The sequence below is a fragment of the Streptomyces hiroshimensis genome (assembly GCF_014650335.1).
GTDB classification, from domain to species: domain Bacteria; phylum Actinomycetota; class Actinomycetes; order Streptomycetales; family Streptomycetaceae; genus Streptomyces; species Streptomyces hiroshimensis.
The window spans coordinates 211,164-228,531 of record NZ_BMUT01000007.1 but is presented as its reverse complement, the minus strand read 5'-3'; the positions used below and the strand labels follow the sequence as shown (position 1 = coordinate 228,531).

14 protein-coding genes are annotated in these 17,368 nt (G+C 74.5%); 12 read left to right on the top strand and 2 right to left on the bottom strand.

The features are described from left to right. Positions 1 to 140: 140 nt before the first annotated feature. The 12 genes from IE241_RS17975 to IE241_RS17920 all read left to right on the top strand — a co-directional run bounded on the left by IE241_RS17975 (position 141) and on the right by IE241_RS17920 (position 15,056). On the top strand, positions 141 to 677 hold the full coding sequence (locus IE241_RS17975) for a DUF6328 family protein (protein ID WP_229899443.1): 537 nt from the start codon (positions 141 to 143) through the stop codon (positions 675 to 677). A gap of 131 nt (positions 678 to 808) precedes the next feature. Continuing rightward, positions 809 to 2,629: a thiamine pyrophosphate-requiring protein gene (locus IE241_RS17970; RefSeq protein ID WP_190022774.1), complete on the top strand. Its 1,821-nt coding sequence runs from the start codon at positions 809 to 811 to the stop codon at positions 2,627 to 2,629. After that, complete coding sequence (locus tag IE241_RS17965; RefSeq protein WP_229899440.1) at positions 2,626 to 3,105, top strand: hypothetical protein; 480 nt, start codon at positions 2,626 to 2,628, stop codon at positions 3,103 to 3,105. Before IE241_RS17970 ends, IE241_RS17965 begins: the two co-directional genes overlap by 4 nt. A gap of 2 nt (positions 3,106 to 3,107) precedes the next feature. After that, positions 3,108 to 5,543 (top strand): GMC family oxidoreductase, encoded by a 2,436-nt coding sequence (locus IE241_RS17960; RefSeq protein WP_190022773.1) that lies wholly within the window; start codon positions 3,108 to 3,110, stop codon positions 5,541 to 5,543. Further along, positions 5,540 to 6,661: an enolase C-terminal domain-like protein gene (locus IE241_RS17955; protein WP_190022772.1), complete on the top strand. Its 1,122-nt coding sequence runs from the start codon at positions 5,540 to 5,542 to the stop codon at positions 6,659 to 6,661. The genes IE241_RS17960 and IE241_RS17955 overlap by 4 nt, the downstream gene beginning before the upstream one ends. A gap of 36 nt (positions 6,662 to 6,697) precedes the next feature. Further along, positions 6,698 to 7,705: an SDR family oxidoreductase gene (locus IE241_RS17950; RefSeq protein WP_190022771.1), complete on the top strand. Its 1,008-nt coding sequence runs from the start codon at positions 6,698 to 6,700 to the stop codon at positions 7,703 to 7,705. Positions 7,706 to 7,779: 74 nt separating this feature from the next. Then, positions 7,780 to 8,736 (top strand): TIGR03557 family F420-dependent LLM class oxidoreductase, encoded by a 957-nt coding sequence (locus IE241_RS17945; RefSeq protein ID WP_190022770.1) that lies wholly within the window; start codon positions 7,780 to 7,782, stop codon positions 8,734 to 8,736. Positions 8,737 to 8,793: 57 nt separating this feature from the next. After that, the gene (locus tag IE241_RS17940; protein ID WP_190022907.1) at positions 8,794 to 9,339 is read left to right on the top strand and encodes a type 1 glutamine amidotransferase domain-containing protein; all 546 of its coding nucleotides are present in this window, start codon (positions 8,794 to 8,796) and stop codon (positions 9,337 to 9,339) included. Next, positions 9,339 to 10,004, top strand: a complete 666-nt coding sequence (locus tag IE241_RS17935; protein ID WP_190022769.1) for a UdgX family uracil-DNA binding protein — start codon at positions 9,339 to 9,341, stop codon at positions 10,002 to 10,004. Before IE241_RS17940 ends, IE241_RS17935 begins: the two co-directional genes overlap by 1 nt. 130 nt (positions 10,005 to 10,134) lie before the next feature. Further along, on the top strand, positions 10,135 to 11,295 hold the full coding sequence (locus IE241_RS17930; protein ID WP_190022768.1) for a DUF5954 family protein: 1,161 nt from the start codon (positions 10,135 to 10,137) through the stop codon (positions 11,293 to 11,295). A 32-nt stretch (positions 11,296 to 11,327) separates the two neighbouring features. Continuing rightward, positions 11,328 to 11,789: an XRE family transcriptional regulator gene (locus IE241_RS17925; RefSeq protein ID WP_190022767.1), complete on the top strand. Its 462-nt coding sequence runs from the start codon at positions 11,328 to 11,330 to the stop codon at positions 11,787 to 11,789. Between the two features lie 354 nt (positions 11,790 to 12,143). Next, positions 12,144 to 15,056, top strand: a complete 2,913-nt coding sequence (locus IE241_RS17920; RefSeq protein ID WP_190022766.1) for a helix-turn-helix transcriptional regulator — start codon at positions 12,144 to 12,146, stop codon at positions 15,054 to 15,056. Positions 15,057 to 15,098: 42 nt separating this feature from the next. On the opposite strand, the gene ribA is transcribed toward IE241_RS17920, so the two are convergent. Beyond that, complete coding sequence (gene ribA, locus IE241_RS17915) at positions 15,099 to 15,731, bottom strand: GTP cyclohydrolase II RibA (protein ID WP_229899438.1); 633 nt, start codon at positions 15,729 to 15,731, stop codon at positions 15,099 to 15,101. A gap of 155 nt (positions 15,732 to 15,886) precedes the next feature. Beyond that, the gene (locus tag IE241_RS17910; protein ID WP_190022765.1) at positions 15,887 to 17,356 is read right to left on the bottom strand and encodes an MFS transporter; all 1,470 of its coding nucleotides are present in this window, start codon (positions 17,354 to 17,356) and stop codon (positions 15,887 to 15,889) included. Positions 17,357 to 17,368 lie beyond the last annotated feature (12 nt).

Below are 17,368 nucleotides of genomic sequence, written 5' to 3'. Positions count from 1 at the left end.
GGCCCGCCGGCCCCGCGATCCGCGGGACGTCGCCCGGGGCGTGTCGCACCGCGTGTACCCGCGCCGGCCCGAGGTATGGCGGGTGCATGCCCGGCGCGCGCGGGGGTACCCCGGGACACGGGGCGATGCGGAAGGACGGCATGGCAGCGAGCGGACCGCACGACGACGGCTCCGACCGGCCCGAGCCCCCCGAGACCCCGGCCGGGTCACGGGGGCGCCACGAGACGCCCGAGGAGCGCGCGGACCGGCGCTGGGGCGAGCTGCTGCAGGAAGTACGGGTCACCCAGACGGGCGTGCAGATCCTCTTCGGCTTCCTGCTCACGGTGGTCTTCACCCCGCGCTTCGCCGCCCTCGGCGGCACCGACCGGACCATCTACGTGGTGACGGTGGTACTCGGCGCCGCCACCACCGGCGCCCTGATCGGCCCGGTCTCCTTCCACCGCATCGTCAGCGGCCGGCGCATCAAGCCGCAGACGGTCACCTGGGCCGCCCGGCTGACGATGGCGGGCATCGTGCTGCTGCTGTGCACCGTCACCTCGGCCCTGCTGCTGATCCTGCGCATCGCGCTGCACAACGCGGCCGTCCCCTGGCTGGTGGCGGTGGTCGTGGCCTGGCTGATCCTGTGCTGGTTCGGGCTGCCCGGCTGGGCGCTGCACCGCTACAGGACGAAGGAGTGACCCCACACATCCGTACGAGGGATTCGCCCCCGCCCGCGTTTCCCCGGCCCGGGACCGGTCACCCGTAGCACTGTGGCGGGGCGCCCGTACCCGCTCCGCGGCCACCGCGCACTCCGGGTGAAGGGAGTCCCATGTCCACGAAGGTGTCCGACCACCTGCTGCAGCGCCTGCGGGAATGGGACGTCGACCGGGTGTTCGCCTATGCGGGGGACGGCATCAACGGCCTGCTGGCGGCATGGGGCCGGGCGGAGGACGACCCGCGGTTCATCCAGTCGCGCCACGAGGAGATGTCCGCCTTCGAGGCCGTGGGGTACGCCAAGTTCTCCGGCAAGGTGGGGGTGTGCGCCGCGACCTCCGGCCCGGGCGCGATCCATCTGCTCAACGGCCTCTACGACGCCAAGCTCGACCACGTGCCCGTGGTGGCGATCGTGGGACAGACCGACCGCAGCGCAATGGGCGGCTCCTACCAGCAGGAGGTGGACCTGCTGAGCCTGTTCAAGGACGTCGCCTCCGACTTCTGCGAGATGGTGACCGTCCCCGAGCAGCTGCCGAACGTCCTCGACCGGGCGATGCGCACGGCGTACACCCGGCGGACGGTCACGGCGCTGATCATCCCCGCCGACGTGCAGGAGCTCGACTACGCGCCGCCGCAGCACGCGTTCAAGATGGTGCCCTCCAGCCTCGGCGTGGCGCCGTACGCGCCGGTCCCCGCGGACACGGAGATCACCCGGGCGGCGGAGCTCATCAACGCGGGCCGCAAGGTGGCCGTCCTCGTCGGGCAGGGCGCCCGCGGCGCGCGGGCCGAGGCCGAGCAGCTCGCCGAAGTGCTCGGCGCCGGGGTGGCCAAGGCCCTGCTCGGCAAGGACGTGCTCCCCGACGACCTGCCGTACGTGACCGGCTCCGTCGGGCTGCTGGGCACCCGCCCCTCCTACGAGCTCATGCGCGACTGCGACACGCTGGTCGTCATCGGGTCGAGCTTCCCGTACACCCAGTTCCTGCCGGAGTTCGGGCAGGCGCGGGCGGTCCAGATCGACGTCGACCCCTTCATGGTGGGGCTGCGCTACCCCTTCGAGATCAACCTCGTGGGCGACGCGCGCGAGACCCTGACGCGACTGCTGCCCCAGCTCAAGCCCAAGGAGCACGGCGACTGGCGGAAGGGCATCGAGAAGAACACCGCCCGCTGGTGGGAGGTGATGGAGCGGCGCGCCGCCGTCTCCGCCGACCCCGTCAACCCCGAATACGTCTTCCACGCGCTGGACCCGCTGCTGCCCGACAACGCGGTGCTGACGGCCGACTCGGGCTCGGCCGCGAACTGGTACGCGCGCCACCTGCGCATCCGCGGCACGATGCGCGGCTCGCTGTCGGGCACGCTGGCCACCATGGGGCCCGGCGTCCCCTACGCCATCGGCGCCAAGTTCGCCCACCCCGACCGGCCGGCCATCGCCCTGGTGGGCGACGGGGCGATGCAGATGAACGGCATGGCCGAGCTCATCACCGCCGGCAAGTACTACCGGGAGTGGCAGGACCCGCGCCTCGTCGTGGCCGTCCTCAACAACCAGGACCTCAACCAGGTCACCTGGGAGATGCGCGCCATGGAGGGCGCCCCGCAGTTCCTGCCCTCGCAGGCCATCCCCGACGTGCCCTACGCGGACTTCGCCCGCTCGATCGGGCTCGGCGGCGTCCGCGTGGAGGAGCCCGGCGGGGTCGTCCCCGCCTGGGAGCAGGCCCTCGCCGCCGACCGGCCCTTCGTCATCGACTTCCGCACCGACCCGGCCGTGCCGCCGATCCCGCCGCACGCGACCCTCGACCAGATCGAGGCCGCGGCCGCATCCGTCCTCAAGGGCGACAGCGACCGCGCCGCCGTGGTCCGCCAGGGGTTCAAGGCGAAGATCCAGGAGATGCTACCCGGCGGCCACAAGCGCCGCGGGCACGGGGCGGGTGACGGCGGATGAGCCGCTCGCCGCGCAAGCGGCGGGGCCGGCCGCCGGGCGGCACGGCGCCGTACGCCCTGGACCGCATGGTGCGCAACGTCCGTCACGGCAGGTTCGAGCGCACGCTGTCCCTGCTGACGGCGGCGGGCTCCCTCGTCACGGCCGCGGAGATCTACCTGGAGCACGACCGCGCCAGCTTCGGCAACCGCGTGATGTGGTGGCCGGTGCTGCTCGGACCCGTCGGCGCGGCCGCGGGCGTCGCCGGGTTCGCGAGCGAGCGGATGGCGAAGACCGCCCTGCCGCTGGCCTCGGCGGCCATCGCCGCCAACGGCCTGCAGGGCACGTACCTGCACCTGCGCGGCATCGCCCAGAAGCCCGGAGGCTGGTCGATGGCCCGCTGCAACGTCGAGCTGGGGCCGCCCCTGTTCGCGCCGCTGCTGGTCACGATGGTCGGCGGCATGGGCCTGCTGGCCGCCCTGCTGCGCAGGGAGCAGTGACGGTGACGACGCCCGGGCGGCACAACCCCAGGTTCGCGGGGTACGACGTGCTCGCCCAGGCCGGCACGTGGGACGCGGCGACCTCCGGCATCGTCCTCTCCCGCACGGCCGTCCAGCCGGACCTGCGCTTCTTCACCCTCGCCGAGGAAGCCGTGGCCCGGCCGCTCTTCGACCACCTGCTGGCGCAGTGGGACGACCCCAGGGTGCCGGTCCTGCAGATGATCGACGCGCGGCTCGCCGAACTGCAGACCGACGGCTGGCGGTTCGCCGACATGCCCGAGGACGACGAGGCGTGGCGGCGCTCCCTCGCCGCCCTCGACGACGACGCCCGCGCCCGGTACGGCGCCCCCTTCGGCGGCCTGGCGCGTGAGCGGCAGGCCGGCCTGATCCGGGCGGTGCGCGCCACCGGCCCGGACCGCTGGCACGGGATGCCGGCCGGCCACGTGTGGGGCCTGTGGACGCGGTACACCGCCACCGCCTTCTACTCCCACCCGTGGGCGTGGAACGAGATCGGCTTCGGGGGGCCGGCGTACCCGCGGGGGTACGTACGGCTCGGCCTCGGCTTGCGGGAACCGTGGGAAGCGCCGGACCGGCACCCGGTGGACCCCGTGGCAAAGTCGGACGCCGACCCGGTTGTGGGCAGGCGTCGCGCAAGGCGGGACGGGTGGGCACAACCCGACCACTGGGCCGCACCTGAACGTGCAACGGACCGCCGTCGCGGCCCCGCCGCCGCGGTCCGGGCCGCGGCCGAAACACTGCGCCTGACCGCGTCACCGACGAGCCGCCTCCGCGACCGCAACGCCTCCCCCTGGCTCCTGCCCCGCGGCGACCGGCGTTTCGACCACGCCCTCGTCGAGGGGATGCGCCGCCACGATGACGACGACGAGGTAGACCTCGTCGTCATCGGCTGCGGAGCCGGCGGCGCCACCCTCACCCAGCGCATGGCCCGCCACGGCTGGTCCGTGGTCTGCCTGGAGGCCGGCCCGTTCTGGAACCCCGATACCGACTGGGTCAGCGACGAGGCCGGGTCGCAGCATCTGTACTGGACGGAGCCGCGCGTCGTCTCCGGTGGCGACCCGGTGCCGCTCGGCGCCAACAACTCCGGCCGTGGCGTGGGCGGTTCGACCACCCACTTCGCCGGCTACGCCCCCCGCTTCCACCCCTCGGACTTCTCGACGCTCACGGACGACGGCGTGGGCGCCGACTGGCCGCTGGACTACGAGGAGCTGCGCGGTCCGTACGAGCGGATCGAGCAGGAGCTGCCCGTCGCCGGCCAGTACTGGCCGTGGGGCGCCCCGCACGCGTACCCGCACGCGCCGCACCCGGTCGGCGGCAACGGCGAGGTCTTCCTGCGCGGGGCCGCGGCCTTGGGCATCGAGGCGCGGGTGGGCCCGGTCGCCATCGCCAACGGCCGTTTCGGCAACCGCCCGCACTGCGTCTACCGCGGCTTCTGCCTGCAGGGCTGCAAGGTCAACGCCAAGGCTTCCACCCTGATCACGCACGTGCCCGACGCGCTGGCCCACGGCGCGGAGATCCGCGCCCAGTCGATGGTGACCGGCATCGAGCTGGACGCTCAGGGCCGCCTGGCCACCGGTGTCCGGTACGTGCGCGACGGCCGGGAACGGCTGCAGCGGGCCCGCATGGTCGCCGTCGCCGGTTACTCCATCGAGACGCCCCGGCTGCTGCTGAACTCCGCGTGCCGCCGCTTCCCCGACGGGCTGTGCAACGACTTCGACCTGGTGGGCCGATACGTGATGGTGCAGGGCGCACCGCAGACCTCCGGCCGCTTCACCGAGGAGGTGCGCGCCTACAAGGCACCGCCCCCCGAGGTCTCCTCCGAGGACTTCTACGAGACCGACCCCGCCAAGCCCTACAAGCGCGGCTTCTCCCTGCAGACGGTCTCCCCGCTGCCGATCGTCTGGGCCGAGCACGTGGCCGCCCAGGGCCACTGGGGCGAGGACCTGCGCACCTACATGCGCGACTACGTCCACTGGGCGACCCTGGGCGCCTTGTGCGAACTGCTGCCGCTGCCGGACAACCGCGTGACCCTCTCGCAGGAGAAGGACCGCTACGGGCTGCCCGTCGCCCACTTCTCCTACAGCCAGTGCGACAACGACCGCATGCTCATCCGGGCGTCGCGGACGGTCATGGAGGACATCCTGCGCGCGGCCGGCGCCACCGAGGTGATCACGATCAACCGGTACGCGCACCTCGTCGGCGGCTGCCGGATGGCCGCGGGCCCCGAGAGCGGCGTCGTCGACGCCGACCTGCGCACCTTCGCCGTGCCCAACCTGCTCGTCACCGACGGCAGCGTGCTCCCCACCCAGGGCAGCGCCAACCCCGCCCTGACCATCATGGCGCTCGTCGACCGTGCCGCCGGACGGCTGGCCGCCGGAGCGCGCGGCGGCCTCCGCTCGCCCGCGGGAGCCCGCCGGTGACCCGCCCGGGCGCGGCCGACCCCGCCGTCGAGGACGTCACGACCGCCGTCTACACCGTCCCCACCGACGCCCCCGAGGCCGACGGCACGCTCGCCTGGGACGCGACCACCCTGATCCTGGCGACCGTGCGGTCCGGCGACACCACCGGGACCGGCTGGACCTACGGCGCCCCCGCCACCGCCGACGTGATCACCGGTCAGCTCGCGGAGGTCGTCACCGGCCGCTGCGCCTCCGACGTACCGGCGGCCAACGAGGCGATGAGCCGCGCCGTGCGCAACACCGGCCGGCCCGGCCTCGTCGCCGGCGCCCTCTCGGCCGTGGACATCGCGCTGTGGGACCTCAAGGCCCGGCTGCTCGGCCTGCCCCTGGTCCGGCTGCTCGGCGCGAGCCGCGCCGAGGTGCCCGTCTACGGCAGCGGCGGCTTCACCACCTACGACGACGCCCGCCAGGACCGCCAACTGCGCGGCTGGACCGAGGGGCTCGGCATCCCCCGCGTCAAGATCAAGATCGGTGAGGACCGGGGCGGGGCCGAGGACCGCGACCGCCACCGCGTCGCCCTCGCCCGGCGCAGCACCGGCGACGGCACCGAGCTCTACGTGGACGCCAACGGCGCCTACACCCGCAAGCAGGCGGTCCGGGTGGCCCGGCACCTCGACGCCCACGGCGTCCTGTGGTTCGAGGAGCCGGTCTCCTCCGACGACCTCACCGGTCTCGCGCGGATCCGCGACGCGGTCATGCCCGACGTCGCCGCCGGCGAGTACGGCTACACGCTCCCTTACTTCGGCGCGATGCTCGCCGCCGGGGCCGTGGACTGCCTGCAGGCCGACGCCACCCGCTGCGGCGGCATCACCGTCTGGCTGCGGGCCGCCGCCCTCGCCGAGGCGGCCGGCCTGCAGATCTCCGGGCACTGCGCGCCGCACGTCCACGCGCACGCCGCGGCCGCCGTGCCCAACCTGCGCCACCTGGAGTGGTTCCACGACCACACCAGGATCGAGTCGCTGTTCTTCGCCGGGGCCCTCGACCCGGGCGGGGGAAGCATCCGCCCCGGGGCGGAGGGCACACCCGGGCACGGCCTGGTGCTGCTCGCCGGCCGCGCCGAACCGTACCGGGTCCGGTGACCTCCGGTGACCGCCCGTTCGAGGGAAAGGAGCCCCATGAGCCAGACCGTCGTCATCACCGGCGCCAGCGCCGGGATCGGCCGCGCGACGGCCCGTATGTTCGCGCGCAGGGGCGCACGGGTGGCCCTGCTGGCCCGGGGCGAGGGCGGGCTGGCGGCCGCCGCGGCCGAGGTCGCCGAGCTGGGCGGGAAGGCCCTGGTGCTGCCCACCGACGTGGCCGACCACGCCCAGGTGGAGGCCGCGGCGGCCGCGGTGGAGGACGCGTTCGGCCCGATCGAGGTGTGGGTCAACGCGGCCTTCGTCTCCGTCTTCGCCCCGTTCACTCGCATCGAGCCGGAGGAGTACGAGCGCGTCACCGCCGTCACCTACCTCGGCTGCGTCCACGGCACGCGGGCCGCGCTGCGCCGGATGCTGCCGCGCGACGCGGGCACCGTCGTCCAGGTCGGCTCGGCGCTCGGTTACCGCTCCGTGCCCCTGCAGTCCGCCTACTGCGGCGCCAAGCACGCCGTCAACGGCTTCACCTCGGCCGTACGGACCGAGCTGCTCGCCCGGCACAGCAACGTGCGCGTGACGGTCGTGCAGATGCCCGCGGTCAACACGCCCCAGTTCTCCTGGGTGCTGTCCCGGCTGCCCAACCACCCCCGGCCCGTGGCGCCCGTCTACCAGCCCGAGGTCGCCGCCCGCGCCGTCGTCCACGCGGCCGCGCACCCGCGGCGCAAGCAGTACTACGTCGGCGCCTCCACCGTCGCGACGATCCTCGCCGACAAGGCGGCCCCCGGCCTCCTGGACCGCTACCTGGCCCGTACCGGCATCGACGCGCAGCAGACCGACGAGCAGGTGCGGGCGGACCGGCCGCACAACCTGTGGGAGCCGGTGGACGACACCGGCGGGGGCGACTACGGCGCGCACGGCGCCTTCGACGCGGAGTCCCACGCGGGCTCCCCGCAGGCGGCCCTCGCCCGGCACCCCCTCCTGCTCCCGGCCGCGGCGCTGCTCGGCACGGCCGCCGCCGTCCGGACGGTCCTGCGGCGGCGCCGGGACTGAGCCACGGGGGTTTCCCCGTCTCCCGTTGTGGTTACCCAGGGTCCGAAGCCCCGCCCTCCAGGAGGACACCCCCGATGACGGAATACGGCTACTTCCTGTCCACCGAGGAACACGGCCCCGCCGACCTGGTCGAACAGGCGCGCATGGCCGAGCAGGCGGGCTTCACCTCCCTGTGGATCTCCGACCACTTCCACCCGTGGAACGGGGAACAGGGCCAGAGCCCCTTCGTCTGGTCGGTGATCGGTGCGCTCTCGCAGGCCACCTCCCTGCCCGTCCGGACGGCCGTCACCTGCCCGATCATGCGGCTGCACCCGGCCGTCACGGCCCAGGCGGCGGCCACGGCCGCCGTCCAGCTCGGCGGCGGCTTCCGGCTCGGCGTGGGCAGCGGGGAGGCGCTCAACGAGCACATCCTCGGCGGCGCCTGGCCGCAGGCGGCGGTCCGGCTGGAGATGCTGCAGGAGGCCGTCCAGGTGATGCGGCTCCTCTTCGAGGGCGGCGAGGTCAGCCACCACGGCAAGCACTACACCGTGGAGAACGCCCGGCTGTACACCGTGCCGGACGAACCCGTGCCCATCGACGTCTCGGCGTTCGGGCCGACCGCGACCGAGCTGGCCGGGCGCATCGGCGACGGCTTCATCACGATGGCCCCCGACGCGGAGGCGGTCGACCGCTTCCGGCGCAGCGGGGGCGGCACCAAGCCCGTGCACGGCGGGCTGAAGGTGTGCTGGGCCACCGACCGCGAGGAGGCCGAGCGCACCGCGCACCGCCTGTGGGCCACCGAACAGCTCCCCGGAGAGCTGCCCCAGATCCTGCCGACGCCCCGGCACTTCGAACAGGTGAGTGAGCTGGTTCCGGTGGAGCGCGTCGCCGACGCGGTGACCTGCGGGGACGACGTGGACGCGCACCTGGCCGCGCTCGTCGCGTACGCCGACGCCGGGTTCGACACCGTCTTCGTCAACCAGATCGGGCCCGACCAGCGCGGCTTCTTCGACTTCTACCGCAGCAAGGTGCTGCCGCAGCTGCCGGACTGACGGACCCGGCCGGCGGACCGGATCGACGGAAGACCGACGGAAGGACGCTTCATGACCATGCGGATCGCATTCCTGGCGGCACCCGAGGGCGTCGAGCAGGTCGAGCTGACGGAACCCTGGCGGGCCGTGCTGGAGGCCTCCGGCGCGCCGCGGCTGGTGTCGACGAAGCCCGGCCGCATCCAGGCCTACCACCACCTCGACAAGGCCGACACCTTCGCCGTCGACGAGGACGTGACCACGGCGCGGGCCGGGGACTTCGACGGACTCGTGCTGCCCGGCGGCGTCGCCAACCCCGACTTCCTGCGGATGGACGAGCGGGCCGTCTCCTTCGTCAAGGACTTCTTCGACGCGGGCAAGCCGGTCGCGGCGATCTGCCACGCTCCGTGGACCCTGATCGAGGCCGGTGTCGTGCGCGGCCGCACCCTCACGTCCTGGCCCAGCCTGCGCACCGACATCCGCAACGCGGGCGGCACCTGGGTGGACGAGGAGGTCAAGGTCTGCACCTGCGCCCCCGGCGCCCTGATCACCAGCCGCAAGCCGGCCGACCTCAAGGCGTTCTGCGCGGCCTTCATGACCGAGTTCGGCAAGGTGTCGGGCGACTGATGCCCGGTCCGGAGGACTACGACGCGGGGCCCTTCGTACCCGTCGGCGCGGACCTGCAGGGCCTGCGGGACGCCGCGGCCGGGTGCCGGGGCTGCCCGCTGTTCCGCGAGGCCACCCGGACGGTCTTCGGCTCCGGCGAGGCCTCCGCCCGGGTGGTGCTCGTCGGCGAGCAGCCGGGCGACCAGGAGGACCGCAAGGGCGAGCCCTTCGTCGGACCGGCCGGAGGCGTGCTGACCCGGGCGCTCGCGGAGGCCGGCATCGACCCGGCGGAGGCGTACGTCACCAACGCCGTCAAGCACTTCAAGTTCGAGCGGCAGGAGCGGGGCAAACGCCGCATCCACAAGGCGCCCACCCTGCACGAGATCAGCGCCTGCCGCCCCTGGCTCGCCTCCGAACTGCGGCTGATCGGCCCGGAGGTGGTCGTCGCCCTCGGCGCGACGGCGGGCAAGTCCCTGCTCGGCTCGTCGTTCCGGGTGACACAGCAGCGCGGCGTCCCCCTCGTGCTGCCGCCGGACGGGGACGGGGAGGCCGGGGGCACGCTCGTGGCGACCATCCACCCCTCGGCCGTCCTGCGCGCGGACGCGGCGGCCCGCGCCGGCGCGTACGCGGGCCTGATCGCCGACCTCGGCGTGGCGGCCCGGCTGCTGGACGACGGGAGCAGGTGAGCGGCTCCCTGCTGCCGGCCCTGGTACCGGGATGGCGCGTGCCCAGTACCCGGATGGCGGTACCCGGAAAGCACGCGGGGGGAAGAGCGTTTTCCTGCGCGGGGGCGGCCCTGCGCGACATGCTGAGTACATGTCCGATCACAGCGAGCGAGTGCCGGGGTACCGGCAGATCAGGATGGCTGCGCCCGATGCCCCGGTCGCCGCCCTGGCGGACGAGGAGGCGTGGCGGGCACGCGAGGCGTACCCCGAGATCCTCGGGGGCGGCGGGCCGGTCTTCGGCGTCGTGCGCGAGCGCGAGGAGGGCGGCTGGCAGGTGCTGACCCACATCGGCGACCGCGCGCCCCAGGACTCCCGGGACACCATGGCCGCCCTCTTCCGCCGGGCCGCCCGCGACGCCGAGGAGTCCGGCGACGGCACCGCGGCGCAGGAGTACGGCGCGGCCGCCGAACGGCTGGACTGGGAGGTCCTCGACGAGATGACGGTGCGCGGCGGCCGCCACCGGGTGGTGCGCGCGGAGCAGTTCATCCGGACGGGTCCCGACGGGCCCGAGCCCCCGCGCCCCTGCGACCCCGACCCCGCCGGTCCCGGCCGGTCCCACGAGGTGCCCGACCCCGTCGAGGGCATGATCCTCGACACCCTCACGGCCACCGGCATGTCCGAGGGCATCCTCAAGGCCGAGCTGCTGTCGCTGGTCCAGGGACCCGGCACCGCACCTCCTGACGTACGGGCCGACTCCCTGCGGGCCACGGCCACGCACCCGGGCGGCGTGCTGCTGCCCGCCGCCTACATGATCGCGGAGCGGTCCGGCGGGCGGTGGGAGCCCGTGACCACCGGCTGCCCCACGCCCCAGGCCGCGCGCGACGCCCTCACGATGGACCTGCGCGTCATGGCCCCGGTGCTGCGGCGGCTGGACGAGAAGGAGCGCGAGGAGTACGCCCGGGCGGCCGACCGGCTCGACGCCGAGTGCGGCCCGGAGGCCGAGGTGGCCGGCCGGCGCTTCCGCGTGGTGCGCATCGAGCGCCTGGTGCGCATCGGGCCGGACGGCCCGGAGGGGCCGCGCCCTTCCGACCACGACCCCCAGCCGCCCGTCAAGGTGCACGACCGGCAGCTGCGCGAGCAGGGGCTGGTCCACGACGACGAGGACGACGAGGACTTCGAGCCCTCCGAAGAGGTGAAGGAGATGATGGCGCTCGCCCGCAAGGAACAGGAGCGCAGGCGGCGGCTCGACGAAGCGGGAGGGGGCGGCCGGGGACAGGCCCCGGGGGCGCACGACCAGGCCCGTCGTGCCTAAACTGGTGCCGTGCAGAGGGGGGTTGGCAGACGATGAGTGAAGAGAGGGACGGTCCGGACCGGCGCCGGCTGACGGTGGCGCAGAAGCTCGATCACCTGCTCACGATGCGTGCCGGGCCCAGCGAGAACGGCAAGCCGTCCTACAAGAAGCTGGCGGCGGAGATCGCCGCCCAGTCCGGCGAGACCTTCTCCAGCGTGTATCTGTGGCAGCTGCACCGCGGGGAGCGCACGAATCCGACGCTGCGGCACCTGCGCGCGCTGGCCGCGTACTTCGACGTGCCCGTCTCCTACTTCACCGAGGACGACGTGGCCCGGCGGATGATCGACGAGGAGGTCCTGGCCGGCCGTGAGCTGGACCAGGCCATGGCCGATGCCGGGGTGAGCGCGGTCTATCTGCGCGGTGACCTCGCGGCGCTCTCCCCGGAGGGGAAGCGGATGGCCGCCGACATGATCCGCCAGCTCCGGGAGCTGGAGCAGGGCACGAGGCGCGCCTAGCGCCCGCCGGGTCCCGCGGAGGCTTCCGCGGTGGCCCCGCCCTTCCGTAAGTGTGATGCTCCGCCGGGCCGCGGGTGCCGCGTTACCGCGCGGCACCCGCGGCTCTGTCATGCGGTTGAAATGCCCCAACTCTCAAGTTAGGGTCCCTTCTTGTATCGCCATAAGCTACGGTGAACCAACTATTGGTCCGCTTGTTCATACGAGTTAACGTCTTCGACTTCACGGTCCGGCCTCCTGAGACACATCACTACCCACGGCGTCACGGCAGCAAAGACCGGGCCGTCACACGGGGGACCCGGGGGAGTGGCATGCGGCTCCGGGACGGCCCCGCCGCCTTACGGGGAGGGCACGCGCGTGCACGACATCCTGAAAGCCGCCGGCGACGGCCGGGGCCAGAGCATCCTCATCGAAGGCACGGCCGGCATGGGGCGCACCAGACTCCTGCGCCAGGCCATGGACCAGGCCGGCGAACACGGCCTCCACCTGCTCTCCGCACGCGCCCGCGCCTCCGAGCAGGACGTCGAGTACAGCATCGCCCAGCAGCTCATGGCCGGGGCCCGCAGCATCCTGGAAGACGCCGGCGCGGGAGGGGACGGCCCCGGCGGCCGGGCCGCCGTCCCGTGGGAGACCCACCTGAACTGCCCGGCCCCCTACGCCCCGCACGCCGCGCCCGGCCCCCGCCCGGTCCACCCGCTCGCCCGGCTGCTGTCCACCGGCACCCCGCTGATGCTGGCCATCGACGACCTCCAGTGGGCCGACGCCGCATCCCTGCGCTGCCTCGGCTATCTGATGGCCCGCCTGGAGAACACCCCTGTGGCCCTCGTCGCCACCGTCGCCCTCGGCGAGACCCCCGGCGACCCGGTGCTGGCCGAGGTGCTCTCCTCGTTCCGCCACCGGGTCCTGTTAAGGGACCTCACCGCCGAGGACACCGCCCGGATCGCCGCCGACACCTTCACCGTCCCGGACGCCGCCGACGGCGCGCCAGACCCCCGCTTCGTCGCCGCGTGCCACGCGGCCACCGGCGGCAGCCCCTACCTCCTCGAAGCCCTCTTCCGCGTCATGCGCCTGCACGGCCTGCGGCCCGACGCCGAGGCCGCGCGCCGCATCGGGGACCTCGCCCCGGTGGAGGTCGCCGACACCCTGCTGCCGCGCTACGACCGCGCCTACCCCGGCGCCGCCGCGGTGCTCCAGGCCACCGCGGTCCTCGACGGCTCCCCCACCACCCCCATGATCGCCCGGCTGCTCGGGCTGGACGCCCTGGGCGCGGCCGACATCGTCGACGCCCTCGTCCGCGCCGGCGCCCTCACGGGGCAGGGCACCGTCGTCGGCTTCGCCCGCCCGGTCCTGCGCACCGCGGTCCTGGCCCGTATCCCGCCCAGCCGCCGCGACGCCCTGCACGCCCGCGCCGCCCAGCTCCTGCACGAATCGGGCGCCCCCGCCGAGCGCGTCGCCGACCAGCTCCTGCGCGTCCGCAGCACCCTCGGCCTGCACTGGACCTGCTCCGTGCTGCGCACGGCCGCCGGAGAGGTGATCCAGCGCGGCGACCCGGACCGGGCCCGGGCCTATCTCCAGCGCGGCTTGGAGGAGTGCGAGGGCCTGTGCCGGGCCAAGCTGCTGCGCGCCCTCGGCGAGATCGAGCTGGCCGCCGACCCGGCCGCGGCGGTCGGACACCTGCGGCGCGCGCTCGACCTCCAGCCCGACACCGCCGGGCGCGCCGACATCCGGCTGTGCATCGCCCACGCCCTGCAGCTCCTGGGCCGCCCCGAGGAGGCCGAGCGCGTCCTCCTGGAAGGGGTGGCGGAGGCCCGCAGCGCCGAGGAGCCCTCCGCGGAGGTCCTGCGGGCCGAGCGCTGCCTGCTGCGTGAGCTGAACGCCGTCAACACGGACGCCGGCACAGACGCCGACGCGGCCGCCGGCGCGGACTGCGCGGGGGTGGCCGACCCGCTCCCGCTGGAGGCCGGCGCCACCCCGGGTGAGCGCCACACCCGGCTGAGCCTTGCCGCCCTGCGCTCCTCCCGCCGCGGCGAGGAGCGGGACCGGGCCGTCCACCAGGCCCGGCAGGCGCTGCAGGAGGAGCACACCAGCCTCGACTGGCGCATCGCGACCCGCACCGTGCCCCTGCAGGTGCTCGCCCGCGCCGACGAGCTCGACCTCGCCCTGTCCGAGTGCCGGGCGCTGCTGGACCGCGCGCAGGCCGAGGGCTCGCGCACCCTGCTCACCATCGCCCACAGCATGCGCGCCGAAGTGCGCTACCGCACCGGTGACATACCCGGCTGCCTGGAGGACGCCCGCAGCGCCCTGGAGCCCGCCGGGGCCTCGCCCTCCGGGCACTGGAGCCGCACCGGCCAGGCGGTGGCGGCGGTCGTCGCCTCGCTGCTGGAGACCGGCGAGCTGCGCGAGGCCAACCGGGCCCTGAGCGACTTCGCCCTGGACGGCCACGTGCCCGAGGGCGCCGGATTCGCGGCCCTGCTCTTCCACCGCGGCCGGCTCCGCGTGGCCTGCGGCCATCCGCGGGCGGGGCTGGCCGACCTCCTGGAGTGCGGCCGCCGGCTGGCCGCCGCCGGCCAGCTCAACCCCGCGGTGCTGTCCTGGCGTTCCGAGGCGGCCCTCGTCCACGCGGCGCTCGGCGAGCGCGACGCCGCGCTCGTCCTCGTCGACGACGAGCTCGCCCGCGCCCGCCGGTGGGGCGGTCGCCGGGCCACGGGCCGGGCCCTGCGGGCGGCCGGGCTGCTGGCCAAGGGCCTGGGCGGCGAGGGGGCGCTGCGGGAGGCCGTCGAGGTCCTGGAGGAGTCCTCCGCCCGGCTGGACCTGGCGCGGGTGCTCACCGACCTCGGCATCCTGATGCGCAAGTCCAGCCGGCTCGGCGAGGCGCGCGAGCACCTGCGGCGCGCGCAGTCCCTGGCCGAGCAGTGCGGGGCGGCCGTGCTGGCCCAGACGGCCCGTCAGGAGCTGCTGGTCGCCGGGGCCCGGCCCCGGCGGCCGACCGAGATGGGCATCGACGCCCTCACCCCGACCGAGCGCCGGGTCGCGCTCATGGCGGTCGCCAAGTTCACCAACCGCGAGATCGCGGGGAAGCTCTTCGTCACGCAGCGCACCGTGGAGCTGCACCTGAGCCGCGTCTACCGCAAGCTGGCGGTGACGGGCCGTTCCGGCCTGGCGGAGTACTTCGCCGAGCTCCAGGAGAGCGGCTCGGCAGGCTCCGGACACCCCGCGGAGCGGGCCTGGTCCGAAGCCCGCCCGGGCGTGCGGGACAGGGCGGCCGTCTGAGACGTCCGGTGCGTTCGCGCGCCGTCGGCCGGGTGCGGCGGCTCACGCGCCGCGCCGGCCGGCGAAGTCCAGCCGTTCCTCGACGGCGATGCCGTACCAGCTCAGCTGCCGCACCTTGTCGGGGTTGCTGGTCAGCAGCCTGACCCGGCCGACCCCCAGGGCCCGGAGCATCTGGGCGGCCGCGTGGTAGTCGCGGGCGTCGTCGGCCAGGCGCAGGCCGTGGCCCGTTCCGGCGCCGCCCGGGGCGCGGTCCTGGACGCTGTACGCGTCGAGCTTGTCGTAGAGGCTGGGGTCCGCACCGGCCGGGCTCTCCTGGCGCAGGTAGATCAGGATGCCGCCGTCCGCCGCCACCCGCTGCAGCGACTCGTCCAGCTGCGGCCCGCAGTCGCACCGGCCCGAGCCGAGGACGTCGCCGGTCAGGCACTCCGAGTGGACGCGGACCAGTGGGACGCCGGGGTCGCGGCTGTAGGACACCGCGATGTGCTCCAGGCCGTCGGAGAGCCCGTCGAAGGTGATGACGGGCGCGGTCTGCCAGGAGCCGTCGGCCAGGTGGAGCGGGATCTCCACCCGGGAGCGGACGCGGGCCCCGCCCCGGTGGGGTTCCGCCGGGGCCGGGGCCGGGGCCGGGTTCCACGTACCGCCGTTCAGTACGTCGAGGTTCAGCACTTCGGGCACGGTTGCCTCCCATGGAGATGCACACCCGGCGCGTCGTTCGCCCCGGGCCACTCCAGCATCACGGCCGGGGCGGGCGCGCACAGCACGGACCGGCCCGGTACAGCGACCGAAGCTTTTCCGCGCCGCGTACCGAACCGGGTCCCTGCCGGGAGGGATCAGGACGTTCGCTCCGGCTCCTGCAGCGGTGCCGCGGCCGCGGGAGCCTCCTCCCCGGGCCCGCCGCCGCCCGCGAACTTGCGGACGGCGGTGCGCAGCCCGGCGGCGATGCCGAGGAACGCGCACACCGCGGCGATGACGTAGATGATGCCGAGCCCGCGGCTGTCGTTCCAGTCGTGCGAGGAGCCGTACGCGGTGATGGCCGTGCCGAGGCCGGTCATCACGGCCACGGACAGGGTCTCGCACAGCTGCAGGCTGGAACTGGCCGAGCCTTCCTTGCCCTTGGGAGCCAGCGACAGGACGATCGTGGTGACGGCGGGGTAGACGAAGCCCATGCCGAGACCGGCGATCGCCCAGCCGACGATCGCGAGCGGGACGCTCTTGAGGCCGGTGCCGACCGCCAGGGCGATCAGCGCGTCGCCGGCCACGAGCAGGACGAAGCCGAGGACCACGCGTGCGTGGCGGCCCTTGCCGCCGCTGCGGGTGTCCAGCTTGGCCTGGAGCCACGCGCCGCTGACCCAGGTGAGGGCGCCCGCGGACAGCGCGAGACCGGAGCCGAGCGTGTTGAGGCCGAGGACGCGGGTCATGCTGAGCGGGAAGAAGGACTCGCCCCCGTAGTAGGCGGCGCTGACCAGACCGCGCACGACCATGCCGGCGGGCATGCCGCGGCGGACGGTGAGCGTGCCCGCCGGGAGCAGCTTGTGCAGCACGGGCAGGGTGATCGCGATGCCGACCACGACCAGCGGCACGAGCACGGCGATGTTGCGATTCTCCAGCCCGGCGAGCAGCGCACCGACACCGAGCACCAGCAGCACGGTCAGCGGCAGCCGGTTCTCGCCCGGCGTGCCGTCGCCGGTGGGCCGGAGCTTGCGCATCGCCGGCAGGGTGAGCAGGGCGGCGACGGGCACCAGCGGGACGAGGATCAGGAAGACCACCCGCCAGTTGGTGGCGCCGGCGATCGCACCGGCGATGGCCGGGCCGAGCAGGGCGGGCAGGGTCCACGCCGAGGCCACCAGTGCGAGCATCCGGGCGCGCAGCGCGTCGGGGTAGGCGAGGCCGACGATCAGGTAGGCCAGGGCCAGCACGCCGCCGACGCCCAGGCCCTGCAGGATGCGGCCCGCCAGCAGGATCCACCAGTTGGTGGCGACCGCGGCGACCACGCAGCCGATGACGAAGACGATGAACGCCTGCACGTACGGGCGGGTGGGCCCGGCCTTGTCGGCGCCCTGTCCGGCGGCGATGGTGCCGAAGAGGTTGGCGAGCATGAAGGCGGTGAAGGCCCAGCCGAAGAGGTGGACCCCGCCCAGGTCCTCGGCGGCCTCGGGCAGGACGGTCGCGACGCCCAGCCAGAGGAAGGCCACCAGGGTGACGGAGGTGATCAGCCCTAAGGACAGCGCGCGGTACTGCGGCGAGAGGACGCCATCGCCCCCGGCGGGGCCGGCGGCGGGCGCCTCGGTCTTGTCGGTCATCGGACCTCCGAA

Excerpts from the sequence above, each read along its gene's own strand:
- IE241_RS17975 (WP_229899443.1), top strand. The coding sequence starts at position 141 with ATGGCAGCGAGCGGACCGCACGACGACGGCTCCGACCGGCCCGAGCCC.
- IE241_RS17970 (WP_190022774.1), top strand. The coding sequence starts at position 809 with ATGTCCACGAAGGTGTCCGACCACCTGCTGCAGCGCCTGCGGGAATGG.
- IE241_RS17965 (WP_229899440.1), top strand. The coding sequence starts at position 2,626 with ATGAGCCGCTCGCCGCGCAAGCGGCGGGGCCGGCCGCCGGGCGGCACG.
- IE241_RS17950 (WP_190022771.1), top strand. The coding sequence starts at position 6,698 with ATGAGCCAGACCGTCGTCATCACCGGCGCCAGCGCCGGGATCGGCCGC.
- IE241_RS17945 (WP_190022770.1), top strand. The coding sequence starts at position 7,780 with ATGACGGAATACGGCTACTTCCTGTCCACCGAGGAACACGGCCCCGCC.
- IE241_RS17940 (WP_190022907.1), top strand. The coding sequence starts at position 8,794 with ATGCGGATCGCATTCCTGGCGGCACCCGAGGGCGTCGAGCAGGTCGAG.
- IE241_RS17935 (WP_190022769.1), top strand. The coding sequence starts at position 9,339 with ATGCCCGGTCCGGAGGACTACGACGCGGGGCCCTTCGTACCCGTCGGC.
- IE241_RS17930 (WP_190022768.1), top strand. The coding sequence starts at position 10,135 with ATGTCCGATCACAGCGAGCGAGTGCCGGGGTACCGGCAGATCAGGATG.
- IE241_RS17925 (WP_190022767.1), top strand. The coding sequence starts at position 11,328 with ATGAGTGAAGAGAGGGACGGTCCGGACCGGCGCCGGCTGACGGTGGCG.
- IE241_RS17910 (WP_190022765.1), bottom strand. The coding sequence starts at position 17,356 with ATGACCGACAAGACCGAGGCGCCCGCCGCCGGCCCCGCCGGGGGCGAT.